Below are 14,987 nucleotides of genomic sequence, written 5' to 3' on the forward strand. Positions count from 1 at the left end.
GCGGAGAGATCTTTGAAATCTGTGATCAAACTGCTGCATTTTTTAAAAACACAATTCAATTTATTAGCAAATTTGTTTTGCGAATGAGATCTCTCCTCAACCAATGAAGGATTGGTTTCGTTCGAGATGACGGATTGATTGATGGGAAATGTCGTCATTGCGAAGCCTGTTTTTCACAGGCTGTGGCAATCCCATCGTTTACGAGCGGTGTATAGTAAGGAAATGGCATTAATAAATATGCTAATAGATTTCTCTTTCGCCTTATCGGCGGCGGCCTCTTACCTTTTTCTTGATAAAAAGGTAACCAAAAATCAAGGCTTCCCGAAGACTCGGGACAGGTGGATCTGATGTTGGTTAAGCTCGTCGAAACTTTATTGGCAACAGCGGACTAGGTCGGATGGAAAAATCCGACTTGCCGCTGTTTTGGTTACGGCTTTGTGAGCGTTTGTGCACAAGTTTCAACTGCTTTCCCTTCCATCATCTCCTATGCCGGGTAGCGAGGTGGCTATAGCGAGTCGTCATCTCGACCGTAGCGGAGAGATCTTTGAAAAACACAATTCAATTTATCAGCAAATTATTTTTTCGAATGAGATCTCTCCTCAACCAATGAAGGATTGGTTTCGTTCGAGATGACGGATTGATTGATGGGAAATGTCGTCATTGCGAAGCCTGTTTTTCACAGGCTGTGGCAATCTTTTCGTTTACGAGCGGTGTCCAACAAGGAAGTGTCATTAATAAATATGCAAATAGATTTCTCTTTCGCCTCATCGGCGGCGGCCTAGTCCTTTTGGCTTGGCCCAAAAGGACCAAAAATCCAAGGCCTGGATCTGATTTCGGATAAATTCGTTAAAGCTTAATTTCGGCATCACAAGTCCCGACGAAGGGTCGGGATGGACGCGATGCCTTGTGTTGTGGTTATTGAAAGTGTGTGCACAAGCTTTAACGCTTTCTCCTTCCATCATCTCCTATGCCGGGTAACGAGGTGGCCATAGCCAGTCGTCATCTCGACCGTAGCGGAGAGATCTTTGAAATCTGTGATCAAACTGCTGCATTTTTTAAAAACACAATTCAATTTATTAGCAAATTTGTTTTGCGAATGAGATCTCTCCTCAACCAATGAAGGATTGGTTTCGTTCGAGATGACGGATTGATTGATGGGAAATGTCGTCATTGCGAAGCCTGTTTTTTATAGGCTGTGGCAATCTTTTCGTTTACGAGCGGTATCCAATGAGGAAATGTCTAGTTATGCTAATAGATTTCTCTTTCGCCTCATCGGCGGCAGCCTCCTACTTTTCCCTTGATGGAAAAGTAGCAAAAGATCAAGGCCTGGATCTGATGTTGGTTAAGCTCGTCGAAACTTTATTGGCAACAGCGGACTAGGTCGGATGGAAAAAATCCGACTTGCCGCTGTTTTGGTTACCGCTTTGTGAGCGTTTGTGCACAAGTTTCAACTGCTTTCCCTTCCATCATCTCCAATGCCGGGTAGCGAGGTGGCTATAGCGGGTCGTCATCTCGACCGTAGCGGAGAGATCTTTGAAAAACACAATTCAATTTATTAGCAAATTATTTTTCGAATGAGATCTCTCCTCAACCAATGAAGGATTGGTTTCGTTCGAGATGACGGAAGTTTTGCAGTCGCTTATTCAACCAGCGCAGTCGCTCATTCAACCAACGCAGTCGCTCATTCAGCCAGCGCAGTCGCTTATTCAAGCAGCGCAGTCGCTTATTCAATCAACGCAGGTGCTCATTTAACCAGCGCAGGTGCTTATTCAACCAACGCAGTCGCTCATTCAAGCAGCGCAGTTGCTTATTCAACCAACGCAGTCGTTTATTCAACCAACGCAGTCGCTTATTCAACCAACGCAGTCGCTCATTCAATCAATGCAGTTGGTCATTCAAGCCATATCCTTCAGTATACAAATTGAAATGTTGAAAAAACAGGGGAATTAGCTGCGGGTTGCCAGATTGCGGGTTGCAGGTGCCTTGCTGAAAGGGGAAGAAATAGGCTATCTGTATTTTCTTGCGTCGGTTGGCGCAATTGATCAATCAGAAAATTGTATCAAAACAAAAACAGCAACCGGTTGATTTGTTGCTGTTTTAAAAAGAGAATGATTTAGGGATGATTGGTTTCATTTTTATATGTTTTAAGGTATATATCTAAAAGTAATGCCTGCAATTTGTTTGTATTGCGGGGTGGTGGTGCCAAAAACCGACTTCGCATAATTTTTGGCATTGAGGGCAAGGGCAATCATACCTGTTTCCTCATCGTAACATACCGTATTTCGGTTGATCCGGGCGATGCTCAGATCGGTGTTTTTTGAAATAACCTCACGGTTTTGCTGCAATAAATCCTGGTACAATGTGGTTAAACTGGCTAACTGCAATTCAACTTCGTTTGGCGTATACTGGGGAATGGTGCCCAATAACTTGATCAGTTTATCGAAGGTATCTAATCTGCTGTCGAAACTTAATTGCGAGGCTGAAACCTGATTAGCCGGAGTTCCTTTGGCAGCAAGTGCTTGCTTTTCGGCCTCTGATAATTTTGCTGAAGCCCGCCTTCCCTGCAGTTTTCGGTGGTGCGTGGTAACCTGCTCCACTACCACATCTGGCACACCACTCGCCTTTACCGCGTTAAAAATTCGGGTACTTAATTTGCTTAAGGGCTCAAATGCCTGCTCGCGAACGGCAATGGCACTGTTGTTTGCTGCAAGCAACTGATTCACCTGTTCGGTTGCTAACCTGGCATCTGCTGCTTTTTGGCCTAAACTGCCGAGCTGAAGGTTTGCATTACTTGGATTGTAAGCTGCTCCAAAACCATTTAAAATGGTTACTAGGGTTTCAAAATTGGCCACATTTTTAGCATGGCCGGTTTCATACGTTTTCGACATTGCGTTGAATTTAGGAGTTTATAAATGGTTAATTGTAATCAAGATAAGCATTTGACTTTACAACTTATAGGAGTGGATTGAATTTATTTACAGGCTACGGGAAACCGGAATATGTTATCAATAGTTGTTTTTAGCTTTGATAAAAAAAATATCCCATGAAAATTAAATATTGCTCCCTGGTTATCATCGCCCTTTTTGCCATGATTTGCTTAAGCTCTTGCGCCCCTAAATATTCATCAGGTGGTGAATACGGTTTTTTTGGTGGTTTATGGCATGGCTTTATTGTTGTGTTTTCTATCATTGGGAAAATACTAGGGTTGAAAATTGGCATATATGCCGAAAATAATACAGGCTTTACCTATTGGATAGGGTTTATTATTGGTTTAGGTGGGTTGGGTAGAGGTGCATCAAGCGTTAGGTAGTTTGACCATTACCATATTAATAAAAAGCGGCCTTTTTGATTTGGGACATTGTCAGGCTTCCATTAAATTATTACCTTGCGACATCTTAAAACAGCATTAATTAATAAATGCCTAACGAACTCAACCAAAACCCCGCATTAAGTTGCTACCACATCTAAGACCATTAGAAAGACCAAATTATAATATACAAACTAATTTTCACCTGAAGACGCTAAATGGCTTACGAAAGTACATCAATTAAAAATGCAATTGAAAAGTCAATTCACAACATTTACTTTTACCTGCTATCCAAAGAAACTGTGTTTAGGGATCTAATCGTATAGAAAATTATTTTGATTTTTGAAATCAGAAACAAATGATTAAGAGACTCAATAAGTTTTTTCACTAGAAATTATTTACTTAAATTAAAATGCTCAACTATCACGAATACGAAAAAGCTGTTTTTGATTGGCTAATGGCTAAGAGAAAACAAGAACCTAACTTTACATTTTCACTAAGGAAGAAGATCAGTAATGGACAAGAGAAAGACATCTTTATTGGTACACAACAGTCTAATTATTTTGCTACTACATTTTGGTCTCTTCCTGTTTCGTATCCTGGTTCTTCTGGAGAGGCTACAGGGATTGTATTTAAGTTAGGGAAACTTGGATACAGTTATTTTATTGAGCTTAATCAAACGAACAGCCCAAAAGACGAACAGAATGCTTCGGTTTTAGAAGTACTTAAATCTGTTTTTTCTAACCTGCCTAATACTATTAAATATGCTGGGTTAAATAGCAACACTAATGCTATGTTCAACATAAAGATAAAACCGGTAGAAGAAGTTTATGGAAATTTAGAACTGATGTTTGATGATGTCGATAAACAGTTAGCTATTATTACGCCATTAATAGATGACGCTGTAGATGTAGAAAAGTTGGCTAATCCAGCATTTATAGGGCAGCGAATTAGGAATGATGAATTTGAATTATCGTTGAAAAAATTAGAATTAAGATTAGAAAAACAAAACAATCCTTTTAAGGACATACTAACTCAAATAGTAGATGAGGTTGCTACTACATATTTTAAACTATTACGCCGATTAATTGGTGACTTAGGCTTAGATAACTCCTCGCAAAAAATATACTTTAATTACGAAAAAGATACCTTAATTTTTGGCATTGGTCAGCGTTATGCTATGAATGTAAGTGCCAAGGGATTTTATACCTTAATTTCTAAACATAAGACCGGTAATGCCATTGAAGAGTTTGCAGAAGAGAAAGCTTATTTGACTAACTATCCTTTAAACGAAAATATTGAAAGGCATTACAATGAATTATTGCTAGCTGCTAAAGAAATACTAGCTGTCACTAATAAGAGTAGTTATTATAAGTTCGATAAGAAAGATTTTCGAGCTATGGTTTTTAATGCATCTCCGACAATTATTTCTAAGTATCAATCATCACATCATATGCCCCTCAATCAAATCCTTTATGGCCCTCCAGGCACTGGTAAAACTTATAAATTGAAAAATGAATATTTTAACAAGTTCACGGTTAAAGAAACTGAGCTGAGTAAAGATCAATTTATGCAGCAGGTTTTAGCTGATCTGAATTGGTGGCAGGTAATTACAATAGTTTTATTGGATAAGAAAGCTGTCAAAGTAAGAGATATTTATGAGCATCCTTTTATTCAAGTAAAAGAAAGGTTGTCAGAGTCTAAAACAGTAATGCCTACGATTTGGGGACAGTTACAAGCACACACCGTGTTTGACTGTCCACAAGTGAATGTGGCAAAACGTTCGGAGCCAATGTACTTTTGGAAGGACGAACAATCCGTGTGGTCCGTTGAAGAAGAGTTGGTAAGAGAACTCTATCCAGAAAGTTATGAAGTGCTGGCTAAACTAAATGATTTTAATCCAGTAGGCGGGCAGGAAGTAGAAAATTATGAATTTGTAACCTTTCACCAGTCATATAGTTACGAGGATTTTATGGAGGGAATAAAGCCGAACTTGGAAGAAGGAAGCTCAGACATTTCATACAAAATAGAGGATGGCGTATTTAAGCGTTTATGTAAGAAAGCAGAAAATAATCCACAACATGACTATGCAATATTTATCGACGAAATTAACCGTGGTAATGTATCGGCTATTTTTGGTGAGCTGATTACGTTGATTGAAGAAAGTAAACGAGCTGGAGCAAGTGAAGCTTTATCACTAACCTTGCCTTACAGTAAAGAGAAATTCTCTGTACCTAGTAACTTGTATATTATTGGTACCATGAACACAGCTGATAGAAGCGTCGAAGCCTTAGATACGGCTTTGCGTAGGCGTTTCGCTTTTGAGGAGATGATGCCAGAGCCTTCAAAAATTACTAGTGATGGCGCTCTAAAAGCAAGCGGAGGAAAATTAGAAGGGATAGATTTGGCTGTGGTACTTACGAAAATTAACGAACGTATTGCGGTGTTGTTGGATGTAGACCATCAAATTGGACACAGTTATTTAATTAATGTGAGCGATACGCATGGTTTGGCCAATGCTTTTAACAACTGTATTGTGCCGCTATTGAAAGAATATTTTTATCATGACGATGAAAAAATTGCCTTGGTATTGGGGGGTGGTTTTGTCAATGTAAAAGCACCATTGGAAACTATGCAGGCCTTGTTTCCTACAATGGCAGGCTTAGAAATTCATCACATTGATAGTAAGCGTCAATTTGAGTTGAAGCCAATTACTCACGATACCATTATTGCTGCTTTACAAATTCTATTGAGCGATGGCTAAGCCTAAACTGATACAGGTATTTGAACATCAGCGTTTGCTTAAAAACAATACATATGATGGCGTAAGGTTTGAGGATAGGTACTTTAGGGCTTTGCTAAAACTCAACGAACTGCACAACAGCAAATATTTTACACCCATTTACGAGGGGATTAAATTTAGCGGCTACGTTGGTGTGCTACAAGTAGATGATTTGGTAATTGAGGTGCTGCCGAAAGTGGAGGGGTGTACTGCCGAGAATAACCAATGGCGAGATGTACTGATCGAAATGTTGCGGGTAACGCATCAGCTAAAGGTTAATGAGCTGGGGCAGGCGAGTGTGGCTAGGCAGAGCATCCATTTATTAGATATTTATTTCGACTGGTTTTTAACGGAGGTAGAACAATTGGTACATGCAGGTTTGATTAAGCAGTACCGCAAGGAGACTAAGAATACACTGGCGTTAAAAGGAAAGTTGGAATTTGCGGGGCATATCCGTAAGAACTTGGTGCATCAGGAAAGATTTTATACCACCCATCAGGTGTATGATCAAGATCATTTGTTGCATCGAGTGATGAATGAAGCGCTGCAGGTGGTGGAAGTGATGTCTAAAGGTACCTATCGCTATGGGCGCTGTAAGGCGGTGCAACTGAACTTTCCAGAGGTGAGCGCTTTAGTTGTGGTGGCACAGACTTTCGATAAAATCGGTTTTAACCGTAAGAACCAAGCCTACCAAACAGTAATTGCTTTGGCAAGGCTGATTATATTGAACTACTCGCCTAATGTAAAACATGGCGATGAGCAAATGCTGGCCTTAATGTTTGACATGAACGATTTATGGGAAAAATATGTATTGGCTAAACTACAACAACAAGCAAATGGCGAATGGCTAGTGAAAGGACAGGACAGTAAACGTTTTTGGGAGTATAAAACCATTAGACCTGATATTGTTTTACAGCATATTGCGAGCGGCGAAATTGTGATTATCGATACCAAGTGGAAGAACTATGCCTATGATCGTATTGGGATGGATGATTTGCGACAGATCTATGTGTACAACGAATTTTGGGAAGCTAAGTTGGGTATGTTGTTGTACCCTAGTCCGCAAGGAAGTAAGATTGCTGTAAGGGGCGCTTATGCTAGAAATGGTTATTTAGGGCAAATTGTTGTGGTAACAGTTCTTGATAGCGAAGGAAGATTGAACAAAGAATTAGGATATAACCTGTTTAGGTTGGTTAGTAATGCCCTTCTAGAGTTAGTATACGTTAGTGATTGACTAGGTTCCGGATTAAAAAAGCGGATTTATTAATACACATCAACTTTTATCTCAAAGCACTCTTACATAAAACTAAAAAGTAAACCCGCAACTTGACTTATGTCAAGCCGATGCACAGAAAAAACATTCTGGCGAATGCCCGAACCATTCAGGGTCATATATTTGTTGCCCAAATGGTTAAACTAATGCTGCGTCTGGGAAAGATTATAAGAGTTAGTCCACTCATCGGTTGGGGCTTAATTAATGACGTTAATGATCAGAATATAGGCTTTGAATTGAGCTTAAGTAATATGAAAATAGCTGTCGGCGACCACATCTGGTTCGATATCCGGCTTGCCGAAAGTGGTTTAAGTGTTTATTTATTAAAGAAACTGGTATTGCTGCCTGTAGGAGCGAAACGTTCGATGCTGTTGCTGAAATAGGGGCGATTTCTGTATATTTAATTTTTATTACTTGTTTGAGCATGCCGGCAACACACCAATCCATTTCTCACAATTTAAATAAGGTTGAGCCTTTTCTGCGATTTCTTTCTGCGCTTGTTGCCTTGCCCGAACAGATGAAACGGGATATCGCAGCGAAAGTACTCATCACTACCTTGAGTAAGGGGCAGTTAATTAAAACGGATGACATGAGAAATCACATGGTTTTTCTGGCTAAGGGTGCCATTCGGGGGTTTATCATGGTAGGCCGACAGGATGTTACCTTATCCATCAGTTTAAATAACAACGTGTTGGGTTCGCCTAATGCTGAGATTTTTACCCGAGAGGAATATCCGTTAAGTTTACAGGCGGTTGAAGACTGCCAGTTGATGATGATGCCCTATAGCCTGATCCCTTATCTGCAGGAGAAATACCCATCGATGGCTGTGATTGGTGAGCGGTTAACCGGTTTATATTATTATGTGGCAACCGAACGCAGTTTGCTGAGCCGTTTACCATCTGCACAGTTGCGTTATTTTAGGCTGCTGAAAACAAACCCTGAATTCTTCAAACGCATACCGCTAAAATATCTGGCATCTTACCTGGTGATGCGCAATGAGACTTTAAGCCGTTTGAGAACCAAAAACCGCAGTAAGGGAACGACCGAAAATGTTGATCAGGAAATCCTGTAATATTTTTAGATGGAGGTATAGCTATTTGCTGCTTGTTTCTTCCGAATAGATGCTTTTCTGCTCCGAAATTGCGAAGGGGTTTTGATGCCGGTCTGATTTTAAATCGTTGCTTGTTGATATATTTAAAGCCGCCCAGGCCAATTCATCTTTATGGGTGGAGAAAATATGCGAACACAGGTAAGCCATCAGAAACATGGGTGTATAGCTAAATAAAAGTTGATCGAAACCCATCACCTGCATGCGCTTGCTGAAAGACAGATAACAGAGGAATATCACTATTGAATGCACAACCGGACGATCGTTAATAAACTTTTTCTTTCCGAATTTACCAGCTGAATAACTGCTGTAAGTCATCGCTATGGCAATGATCGCGGTGAAGGTAAAAATATCGGAGAAGGGGAGGTGGAAATTAAAGTTATAGTTTGTTGGTTTGGAGAGCAGGATTAAACTGATATAAGTCCACCCGATAGCCAAGGTAACTGGAAGGGATGCGAATAAGGTTACCAGGCAAACTTTAACTGTGTATTTAATGGTGGGTTTCATAGGGGAGCGTCATTTCATTTCACGGCCAGCCAATTATCGCGGAGACTACTGCCGGCTTTTCATGATTTGTTATTTAAAGAGCACCAGTTGCAGGTATGCTAGCAATGCAGAACCGATAACGAATACGAAGGATAGGATGAGCATGTTTTTTTTGAATTTTCTGTAATCCTGCACTTCTTCGTTTGTTCGGGCAGTGTTGGCTTTTTGATAAAGCAGATAGAAAATAAAGGGGATGAAGCAGATTGCGGCCATATTGAGAGATTAATTATTCGAAAATAAGAAAATATGGTGTATAATTAATAACAAAGTTGTTGAATTAGGAATATTATCGAATGAGATCTCTCCTCAAGCAACGAAGGATTGGTTTCGTTCGAGATGACGGATTCATTGATGGGAAATGTCGTCATTGCGAAGCCTGTTTTTCACAGGCTGTGGCAATCTTATCGTTTACGAGGGGTAACCACTAAGGAAATGGCATTAATAGATATGCTAATAGATTTCTCTTTCGCCTCATCGGCGGCGGCCTCTTTCCTTTTTCTTGATAAAAAGGTAACCAAAAATCAAGGCTTGGATCTGATGTCGGTTAAGCTCGTCGAAACTTTATTGGCAACAGCGGACTAGGTCGGATGGAAAAATCCGACTTGCCGCTGTTTTGGTTATGGTTTTGTGAGCGTTTGTGCACAAGTTTCAACTGCTTTCTCTTCCATCATCTCCTATGCCGGGTAGCGAGGTGCTTAAACCCCCATCCGCCCTGCGGGCACCTTTGCCGAAGGTAAATCGGCACTAAAGCCCCCTGGGGGAAGGATAGCATGGTGGCTATAGCGAGTCGTCATCTCGACCGTAGCGGAGAGATCTTTGAAAAACCCAATTCAATTTATCATCAAATTAGTTTTTCGACGAAGATCTCTCCTCAACCAATGAGGGATTGGTTTATTGACAAATTCGTCATTTCGAAATGAGCTTTTCGCGATTGAGAAATCTGTTTTAGGGATTTGATGGAATGAGATCTCTCCTCAACCAATGAAAGATTGGTCTTGTTCGAGATGACGGATTGATTGATGGGAAATGTCGTCATTGCGAAGCCTGTTTTTTACAGGCTGTGGCAATCCCATCGTTTACGAGCGGTGTCTAGTAAGGAAATGGCATTAATAAATATGCTAATAGATTTCTCTTTCGCCTCATCGGCGGCGGCCTCTTACCTTTTTCTTGATAAAAAGGTAACCAAAAATCAAGGCTTCCCGAAGACTCGGGACAGGTGGATCTGATGTCGGATAAATTCGTTAAAGCTTAAGGTCGGCATCACAAGTCCCGACGAAGGGTCGGGATGGACGCGATGCCTTGAGTTGTGGTTGTTGAAAGTGTCTGCAAAAGCTTTTACGTTTTCTCCTTCCATCATCTCCTATGCCGGGGAGCACGGCGCTTAAGCCCCCATCCGCCCTGCGGGCACCTTCCCCCTGAAAGGGGAAGGGTAGCATGGAGGTTATAGCGAGTCGTCATCTCGACCGTAGCGGAGAGATCTTTGCATAAGTTTTCAGCGCTATGAGGGGAAACTCCCCTCCTTATTTTCAAGGAGGGGCGGGGGTGGTTACCTTTACTTTATTAATTTCAATATTCGTCATACTCGTGCAGACGGTAATCTAAAAGTTTTGGCCTTTTTTTATTGTCAATCCCTAAACCCCCATCCGCCCTGCAGGCACCTTCCCCCTGAAAGGGGAAGGTAGCATGGAGGTTATAGCGAGTCGTCATCTCGACCGTAGCGGAGAGATCTTTGAAATGCGTGATCAAATTGCTACATTTTTAAAAAAAACAATTCAATTTATCATCAAATTAGTTTTTCGAATGAGATCTCTCCTCAAACAATGAAGGATTGGTTTCGTTCGAGATGACGGATTCATTGATGGGAAATGTCGTCATTGCGAAGCCTGTTTTTCACAGGCTGTGGCAATCTCATCGTTTACTCGGGGTGTTCAAGCAACGAACGGATTTTAATTTTTTATCGATCTTAAAAAGAAAAAACCAATCAAACCCGAAAATACGGAAGCCATCAAAATGGCGAATTTAGCTTCTGAAATTTGCGCTACATCACTGAAAGAAAGCATCGCAATAAATATTGACATGGTAAAGCCAATTCCTGCTAACATGCCTAACCCTAAAACATGTTTCCAACTTGCTCCGGTGGGTAGATCGGCCCATTTTAATTTAACAGCCAGCCAGCTAAAAAAGGTAACACCAATTGTTTTGCCGGCAAATAACCCAATAATAATTCCTAATCCCAATGGAGAAACCAATGCTGAAAACATTTCCTGATGAAAAGTGATGTTGGTGTTTGCTAATGCAAAAACTGGCATGATCAGGTAATTCACCGGAATCGTTAGAAAATGCTCTAATTTCTCGAGCGGTGATGGTAAGTTGCTTTCATTTGTTGGAATGGTAAAGGCTAGTAATACTCCTGCGATGGTGGCATGAATACCTGAATGATGGATAAAATACCATAAGAAAATGCCTGGAATTAAATAGAATAAAAGGTTTTTTACACCAAAATAATTCATCAAACCCAGCAACACCACAACACCTCCTGCCATAGCCAACTGATCGAAATGAATTTGTTGGGTATAGAAAATGGCAATGACCAGGATTGCGCCCAGGTCATCAACAATGGCTAACGCTGCCAGAAAGATTTTTAAACTTGCAGGAACGTTTTTACCCAGCATGGCGATGATAGCCAGTGCAAAGGCAATGTCGGTTGCCATGGGGATACCCCAGCCGCCTGCAGTTGCCGTTCCCTTGTTAAAAAGTGCATAGATTAATGCAGGAACCAACATTCCGCCTAATGCTGCAATTACCGGAAGGGTAGCGCTTTTAATGGATGATAATTCACCTTCCATCAGCTCCCTTTTAATTTCTAATCCAACGAGGAGGAAAAATACAGCCATTAAAGCGTCGTTGATCCAGGTGAGGATGCTGTAACTGATTGCTCCAAAGCCAAGTGTAGTTTCCAGAAAAAGTGCGAAATCGTCTTTTGCGGATGTGTTGGCGATAACTAGTGAAATGACAACACAAATTAAAAGCATTATGCCACCAACTTGTCCGGACTTAAAAAATTGTTTAAAAATATTTAGGTTGATGGTTTTGGGCATGATTTAAAATTTGGCGAAACTATAGGAATGCTTAGCAACTTCATTTCATATTATCCGCAGGCATTTGAAGGATTTTTTCTCAGCTGACTGCTGCAATCTGCTATTTTATGAATGATAATTATTCCGCAAATCACGTTATGATATGGTTTTTTTCAGATGAGCACTTGCCTTAACGAATAATTGAATTTAAACAATTGCAAAAAAATAAATTTAATAGTAAATATAAATTGTTCTTTTGTTGTTGTGGTGATTTTTAGCGTTTTACAGGAAGTCTTCAATGTTCCCTTTGCCTTCACGAATCACTTCGAATTCGCCGTTGGTACAATCAATCACAGTAGATGCATCATTGTCGCCATAGCCGCCATCAATTACCAAATCGACTAAGTTCTCATATTTTTCGTGAATCAATTCAGGATCAGTAGAGTATTCTACCAACTCATCATCATCTTTTATGGAGGTAGAAAGAATTGGATTGCCAAGTTCTTTTACAATACAACGGGCAATGTTATTATCTGGCACACGTATACCCACTGTTTTTTTATTTGAGCTTAAAAGTTTAGGGACGTTATTGTTGGCATTGAAAATAAAAGTGAAAGGTCCGGGTAGTGCTTTTTTCAATACCCTGAACGTGGTGTTATCTATGGGTTTAATGTAATCAGAAATGTGTTTAAGATCATGGCAGATGAAAGAAAAGTTAGCTTTTTCGGGTTTTATTCCGCGGATGCGGGCAATCTTTTCAATGGCTTTTGGATTGGTAATGTCGCAACCCAAACCATAAATGGTATCAGTAGGATAAATAATTAAACCGCCTTTTTTAAGTACATCTACCACCTGTTCAATGGCCTTTTCATTAGGGTTTTCCGGATAAATCTTAATTAACATAGCGTAAAAATAACAATTTAATGCTGTCAGTTGTTTAATATTCCTAATCTTTGTATTTAACAAAACATACGCTAATCTATTATTATGAGAAAAGCATTCGTTGCGATTGCCGCATTTTTAGTCGCCCTTACCATTATGTTGGGGCTTTATCATCCGTTTTTATGGTGGACATTTATTTTTACAGGACCTTTTGTAATCCTCGGTGTTTACGATCTTTATCAGCCTAAACACAGTATCGTAAGAAATTACCCCGTTTTTGGTCGTTTACGGTACTTCATGGAAGAACTGCGACCAAAAGTTTATCAATACTTCGTAGAAAGTGATGTAAACGGTACACCTTATAACAGATTAAACAGGTCGTTGATTTACCAGCGTGCTAAAAAAGACAATGATACCATTCCGTTTGGTACACAACTTAACGTTTATGATAACGGTTATGAATGGTTAAGCCATAGCATTGCGGCCATTTCACACCATGAGTTAAATCCCGATCCACGTGTGCTGGTTGGTGGACCAGATTGTAAAAAACCTTATTCAGCAAGTATCTATAATATTTCCGCAATGAGTTTCGGTTCGTTGAGTCAGAATGCGATTCTTGCTTTAAATGGCGGAGCGAAAATGGGTAATTTTGCCCATAACACAGGAGAAGGGGGGATTAGTGACTATCACCGTCAGCCAGGTGGCGATTTAATCTGGCAAATCGGAACCGGTTATTTTGGGTGCAGAAATGAAGATGGTACGTTTAATTACGATGCCTATGCAGAAAGGGCGGTAACCGATCAGGTAAAAATGATCGAAATTAAATTATCACAAGGCGCAAAACCAGGTCACGGCGGGATGTTGCCGGCAAAAAAAGTTACACCAGAAGTGGCCCGGATTCGTTTGGTGCCACAGGGCAAAGATATTTTATCGCCACCAGCGCACTCGGCTTTTAATACCCCAATTGGTTTATTGGAGTTTGTGAAGCGTTTGAGAGATCTTTCGGAAGGAAAACCTGTCGGTTTCAAGCTTTGTATCGGTCGTAAAAGTGAGTTTTATTCTATCTGCAAAGCCATGGTAGAAACTGGTATTTATCCTGATTTTATTACCGTTGATGGGGGAGAAGGTGGAACCGGAGCAGCACCTCAGGAGTTTTCAAATTCTGTCGGCATGCCTTTGCGTGAAGGGGTTGCTTTTGTTTATGATGTTTTAAATGGCTTTGACCTTAAAAAGCATATCAAAATTATCGCTTCTGGTAAGGTTTCGTCAGGATTTGATTTGGTTAAAAATATTGCTTTGGGTGCCGATATGTGCAATGCGGCCCGAGGAATGATGTTCGCTTTGGGATGCATCCAGGCCTTGGAGTGTAACAGCAATACTTGCCCGACAGGTGTGGCTACGCAAGATCAAAGTTTGATGAAAGGTTTGGTGGTGGAAGATAAAACCGTTAGGGTTAAAAATTTCCATAATTTAACGGTGGCCAGTGCGGTAGAATTACTGGGTGCAGCAGGTTTGAAAGAACCATCGCAGCTGAGCCGGGCTTATATCAACAGAAGGGTGAGCCAGAATGTGATGCAATCTTATTTGGAGACTTTTCCGTACATTCCGGCAGGTAGTTTATTGCAAACGCCATATCCTACACGTTTCGAACTGGGAATGGCATTGAGCACATCGAAAAGTTTTGCGCCAACCGATTATAAAGTTTCAGCGGTTGATTATGCGCATGCAAATTCGTTTAATGATACGATGAGTGATGAAGGGATCTAATTAATCTATTCGTATTTATTCCCGAAAAGATAAGGTGCGTTTCGGTTGGTGAGGACACCAACCGATAAGGAAATCTCGTCATTGCGAAGGAAGCTTTTTCAGCTGACTGTGGCAATCTTCTCGTTTACGACGGGTGTCCAATGAGTAAATATTATTAATAAATGTGCTAATAGATTTTTCTTTCGCCTCATCGGCGGCGGCCTCCTACTTTTCCCTTGATGGAAAAGTAGCAAAAGATCAAGGCT

General features: G+C 40.5%; 13 protein-coding genes. 8 read left to right on the top strand and 5 right to left on the bottom strand.

The annotated features are described in order from the left end of the window. Window positions 1-1,245 precede the first annotated feature (1,245 nt). Window positions 1,246-1,380, top strand: coding sequence for a hypothetical protein (locus R2Q70_RS09245; RefSeq protein ID WP_316807309.1), 135 nt, complete (start codon window positions 1,246-1,248; stop codon window positions 1,378-1,380). A 764-nt stretch (window positions 1,381-2,144) separates the two neighbouring features. On the opposite strand, the gene R2Q70_RS09250 is transcribed toward R2Q70_RS09245, so the two are convergent. Further along, window positions 2,145-2,888, bottom strand: a complete 744-nt coding sequence (locus tag R2Q70_RS09250; protein WP_316807310.1) for a hypothetical protein — start codon at window positions 2,886-2,888, stop codon at window positions 2,145-2,147. A 155-nt stretch (window positions 2,889-3,043) separates the two neighbouring features. Here R2Q70_RS09250 and R2Q70_RS09255 point away from each other — a divergent pair, with 155 nt between their 5' ends. From R2Q70_RS09255 to R2Q70_RS09275, 5 genes are all read left to right on the top strand, one after another. Continuing rightward, complete coding sequence (locus tag R2Q70_RS09255; protein WP_316807311.1) at window positions 3,044-3,310, top strand: hypothetical protein; 267 nt, start codon at window positions 3,044-3,046, stop codon at window positions 3,308-3,310. A 409-nt stretch (window positions 3,311-3,719) separates the two neighbouring features. Continuing rightward, entirely contained in the window at window positions 3,720-6,071 is a 2,352-nt protein-coding gene (locus R2Q70_RS09260; RefSeq protein WP_316807312.1) for an McrB family protein, read from the top strand. Next, complete coding sequence (locus R2Q70_RS09265; protein ID WP_316807313.1) at window positions 6,064-7,323, top strand: 5-methylcytosine restriction system specificity protein McrC; 1,260 nt, start codon at window positions 6,064-6,066, stop codon at window positions 7,321-7,323. Before R2Q70_RS09260 ends, R2Q70_RS09265 begins: the two co-directional genes overlap by 8 nt. 110 nt (window positions 7,324-7,433) lie before the next feature. Continuing rightward, window positions 7,434-7,745, top strand: a complete 312-nt coding sequence (locus tag R2Q70_RS09270; protein ID WP_316807314.1) for a hypothetical protein — start codon at window positions 7,434-7,436, stop codon at window positions 7,743-7,745. Between the two features lie 41 nt (window positions 7,746-7,786). After that, a complete protein-coding gene (locus R2Q70_RS09275; RefSeq protein ID WP_316807315.1) occupies window positions 7,787-8,434 on the top strand; it encodes a hypothetical protein in 648 nt (215 codons plus the stop codon). A 21-nt stretch (window positions 8,435-8,455) separates the two neighbouring features. On the opposite strand, the gene R2Q70_RS09280 is transcribed toward R2Q70_RS09275, so the two are convergent. Both R2Q70_RS09280 and R2Q70_RS09285 read right to left on the bottom strand, forming a co-directional pair. After that, window positions 8,456-8,977 (bottom strand): hypothetical protein, encoded by a 522-nt coding sequence (locus R2Q70_RS09280; protein ID WP_316807316.1) that lies wholly within the window; start codon window positions 8,975-8,977, stop codon window positions 8,456-8,458. Between the two features lie 69 nt (window positions 8,978-9,046). Beyond that, entirely contained in the window at window positions 9,047-9,229 is a 183-nt protein-coding gene (locus R2Q70_RS09285) for a hypothetical protein (protein WP_316807317.1), read from the bottom strand. Window positions 9,230-9,448: 219 nt separating this feature from the next. Here R2Q70_RS09285 and R2Q70_RS09290 point away from each other — a divergent pair, with 219 nt between their 5' ends. Then, entirely contained in the window at window positions 9,449-9,598 is a 150-nt protein-coding gene (locus R2Q70_RS09290) for a hypothetical protein (RefSeq protein ID WP_316807318.1), read from the top strand. 1,364 nt (window positions 9,599-10,962) lie between these two features. On the opposite strand, the gene nhaA is transcribed toward R2Q70_RS09290, so the two are convergent. Together nhaA and R2Q70_RS09300 are read right to left on the bottom strand one after the other, a co-directional pair. After that, window positions 10,963-12,114, bottom strand: coding sequence for a Na+/H+ antiporter NhaA (gene nhaA / locus R2Q70_RS09295; RefSeq protein ID WP_316807319.1), 1,152 nt, complete (start codon window positions 12,112-12,114; stop codon window positions 10,963-10,965). Window positions 12,115-12,375: 261 nt separating this feature from the next. Next, entirely contained in the window at window positions 12,376-12,996 is a 621-nt protein-coding gene (locus tag R2Q70_RS09300) for an L-threonylcarbamoyladenylate synthase (protein WP_316807320.1), read from the bottom strand. 84 nt (window positions 12,997-13,080) lie between these two features. Between R2Q70_RS09300 and R2Q70_RS09305 the strand changes: the two genes are divergently transcribed. Further along, window positions 13,081-14,742, top strand: coding sequence for an FMN-binding glutamate synthase family protein (locus R2Q70_RS09305; protein WP_316807321.1), 1,662 nt, complete (start codon window positions 13,081-13,083; stop codon window positions 14,740-14,742). The last annotated feature ends 245 nt before the right edge of the window (window positions 14,743-14,987 follow it).

Source organism: Pedobacter agri (assembly GCF_032678665.1).
GTDB lineage: Bacteria > Bacteroidota > Bacteroidia > Sphingobacteriales > Sphingobacteriaceae > Pedobacter > Pedobacter agri_A.

Bases quoted from the DNA above. Each gene is read 5' to 3' on its own strand.
- R2Q70_RS09245 (WP_316807309.1), top strand. From the start codon at position 1,246: ATGCTAATAGATTTCTCTTTCGCCTCATCGGCGGCAGCCTCCTACTTT.
- R2Q70_RS09250 (WP_316807310.1), bottom strand. From the start codon at position 2,888: ATGTCGAAAACGTATGAAACCGGCCATGCTAAAAATGTGGCCAATTTT.
- R2Q70_RS09255 (WP_316807311.1), top strand. From the start codon at position 3,044: ATGAAAATTAAATATTGCTCCCTGGTTATCATCGCCCTTTTTGCCATG.
- R2Q70_RS09260 (WP_316807312.1), top strand. From the start codon at position 3,720: ATGCTCAACTATCACGAATACGAAAAAGCTGTTTTTGATTGGCTAATG.
- R2Q70_RS09265 (WP_316807313.1), top strand. From the start codon at position 6,064: ATGGCTAAGCCTAAACTGATACAGGTATTTGAACATCAGCGTTTGCTT.
- R2Q70_RS09270 (WP_316807314.1), top strand. From the start codon at position 7,434: ATGCACAGAAAAAACATTCTGGCGAATGCCCGAACCATTCAGGGTCAT.
- R2Q70_RS09275 (WP_316807315.1), top strand. From the start codon at position 7,787: ATGCCGGCAACACACCAATCCATTTCTCACAATTTAAATAAGGTTGAG.
- R2Q70_RS09280 (WP_316807316.1), bottom strand. From the start codon at position 8,977: ATGAAACCCACCATTAAATACACAGTTAAAGTTTGCCTGGTAACCTTA.
- R2Q70_RS09285 (WP_316807317.1), bottom strand. From the start codon at position 9,229: ATGGCCGCAATCTGCTTCATCCCCTTTATTTTCTATCTGCTTTATCAA.
- R2Q70_RS09290 (WP_316807318.1), top strand. From the start codon at position 9,449: ATGGCATTAATAGATATGCTAATAGATTTCTCTTTCGCCTCATCGGCG.
- nhaA (WP_316807319.1), bottom strand. From the start codon at position 12,114: ATGCCCAAAACCATCAACCTAAATATTTTTAAACAATTTTTTAAGTCC.
- R2Q70_RS09300 (WP_316807320.1), bottom strand. From the start codon at position 12,996: ATGTTAATTAAGATTTATCCGGAAAACCCTAATGAAAAGGCCATTGAA.
- R2Q70_RS09305 (WP_316807321.1), top strand. From the start codon at position 13,081: ATGAGAAAAGCATTCGTTGCGATTGCCGCATTTTTAGTCGCCCTTACC.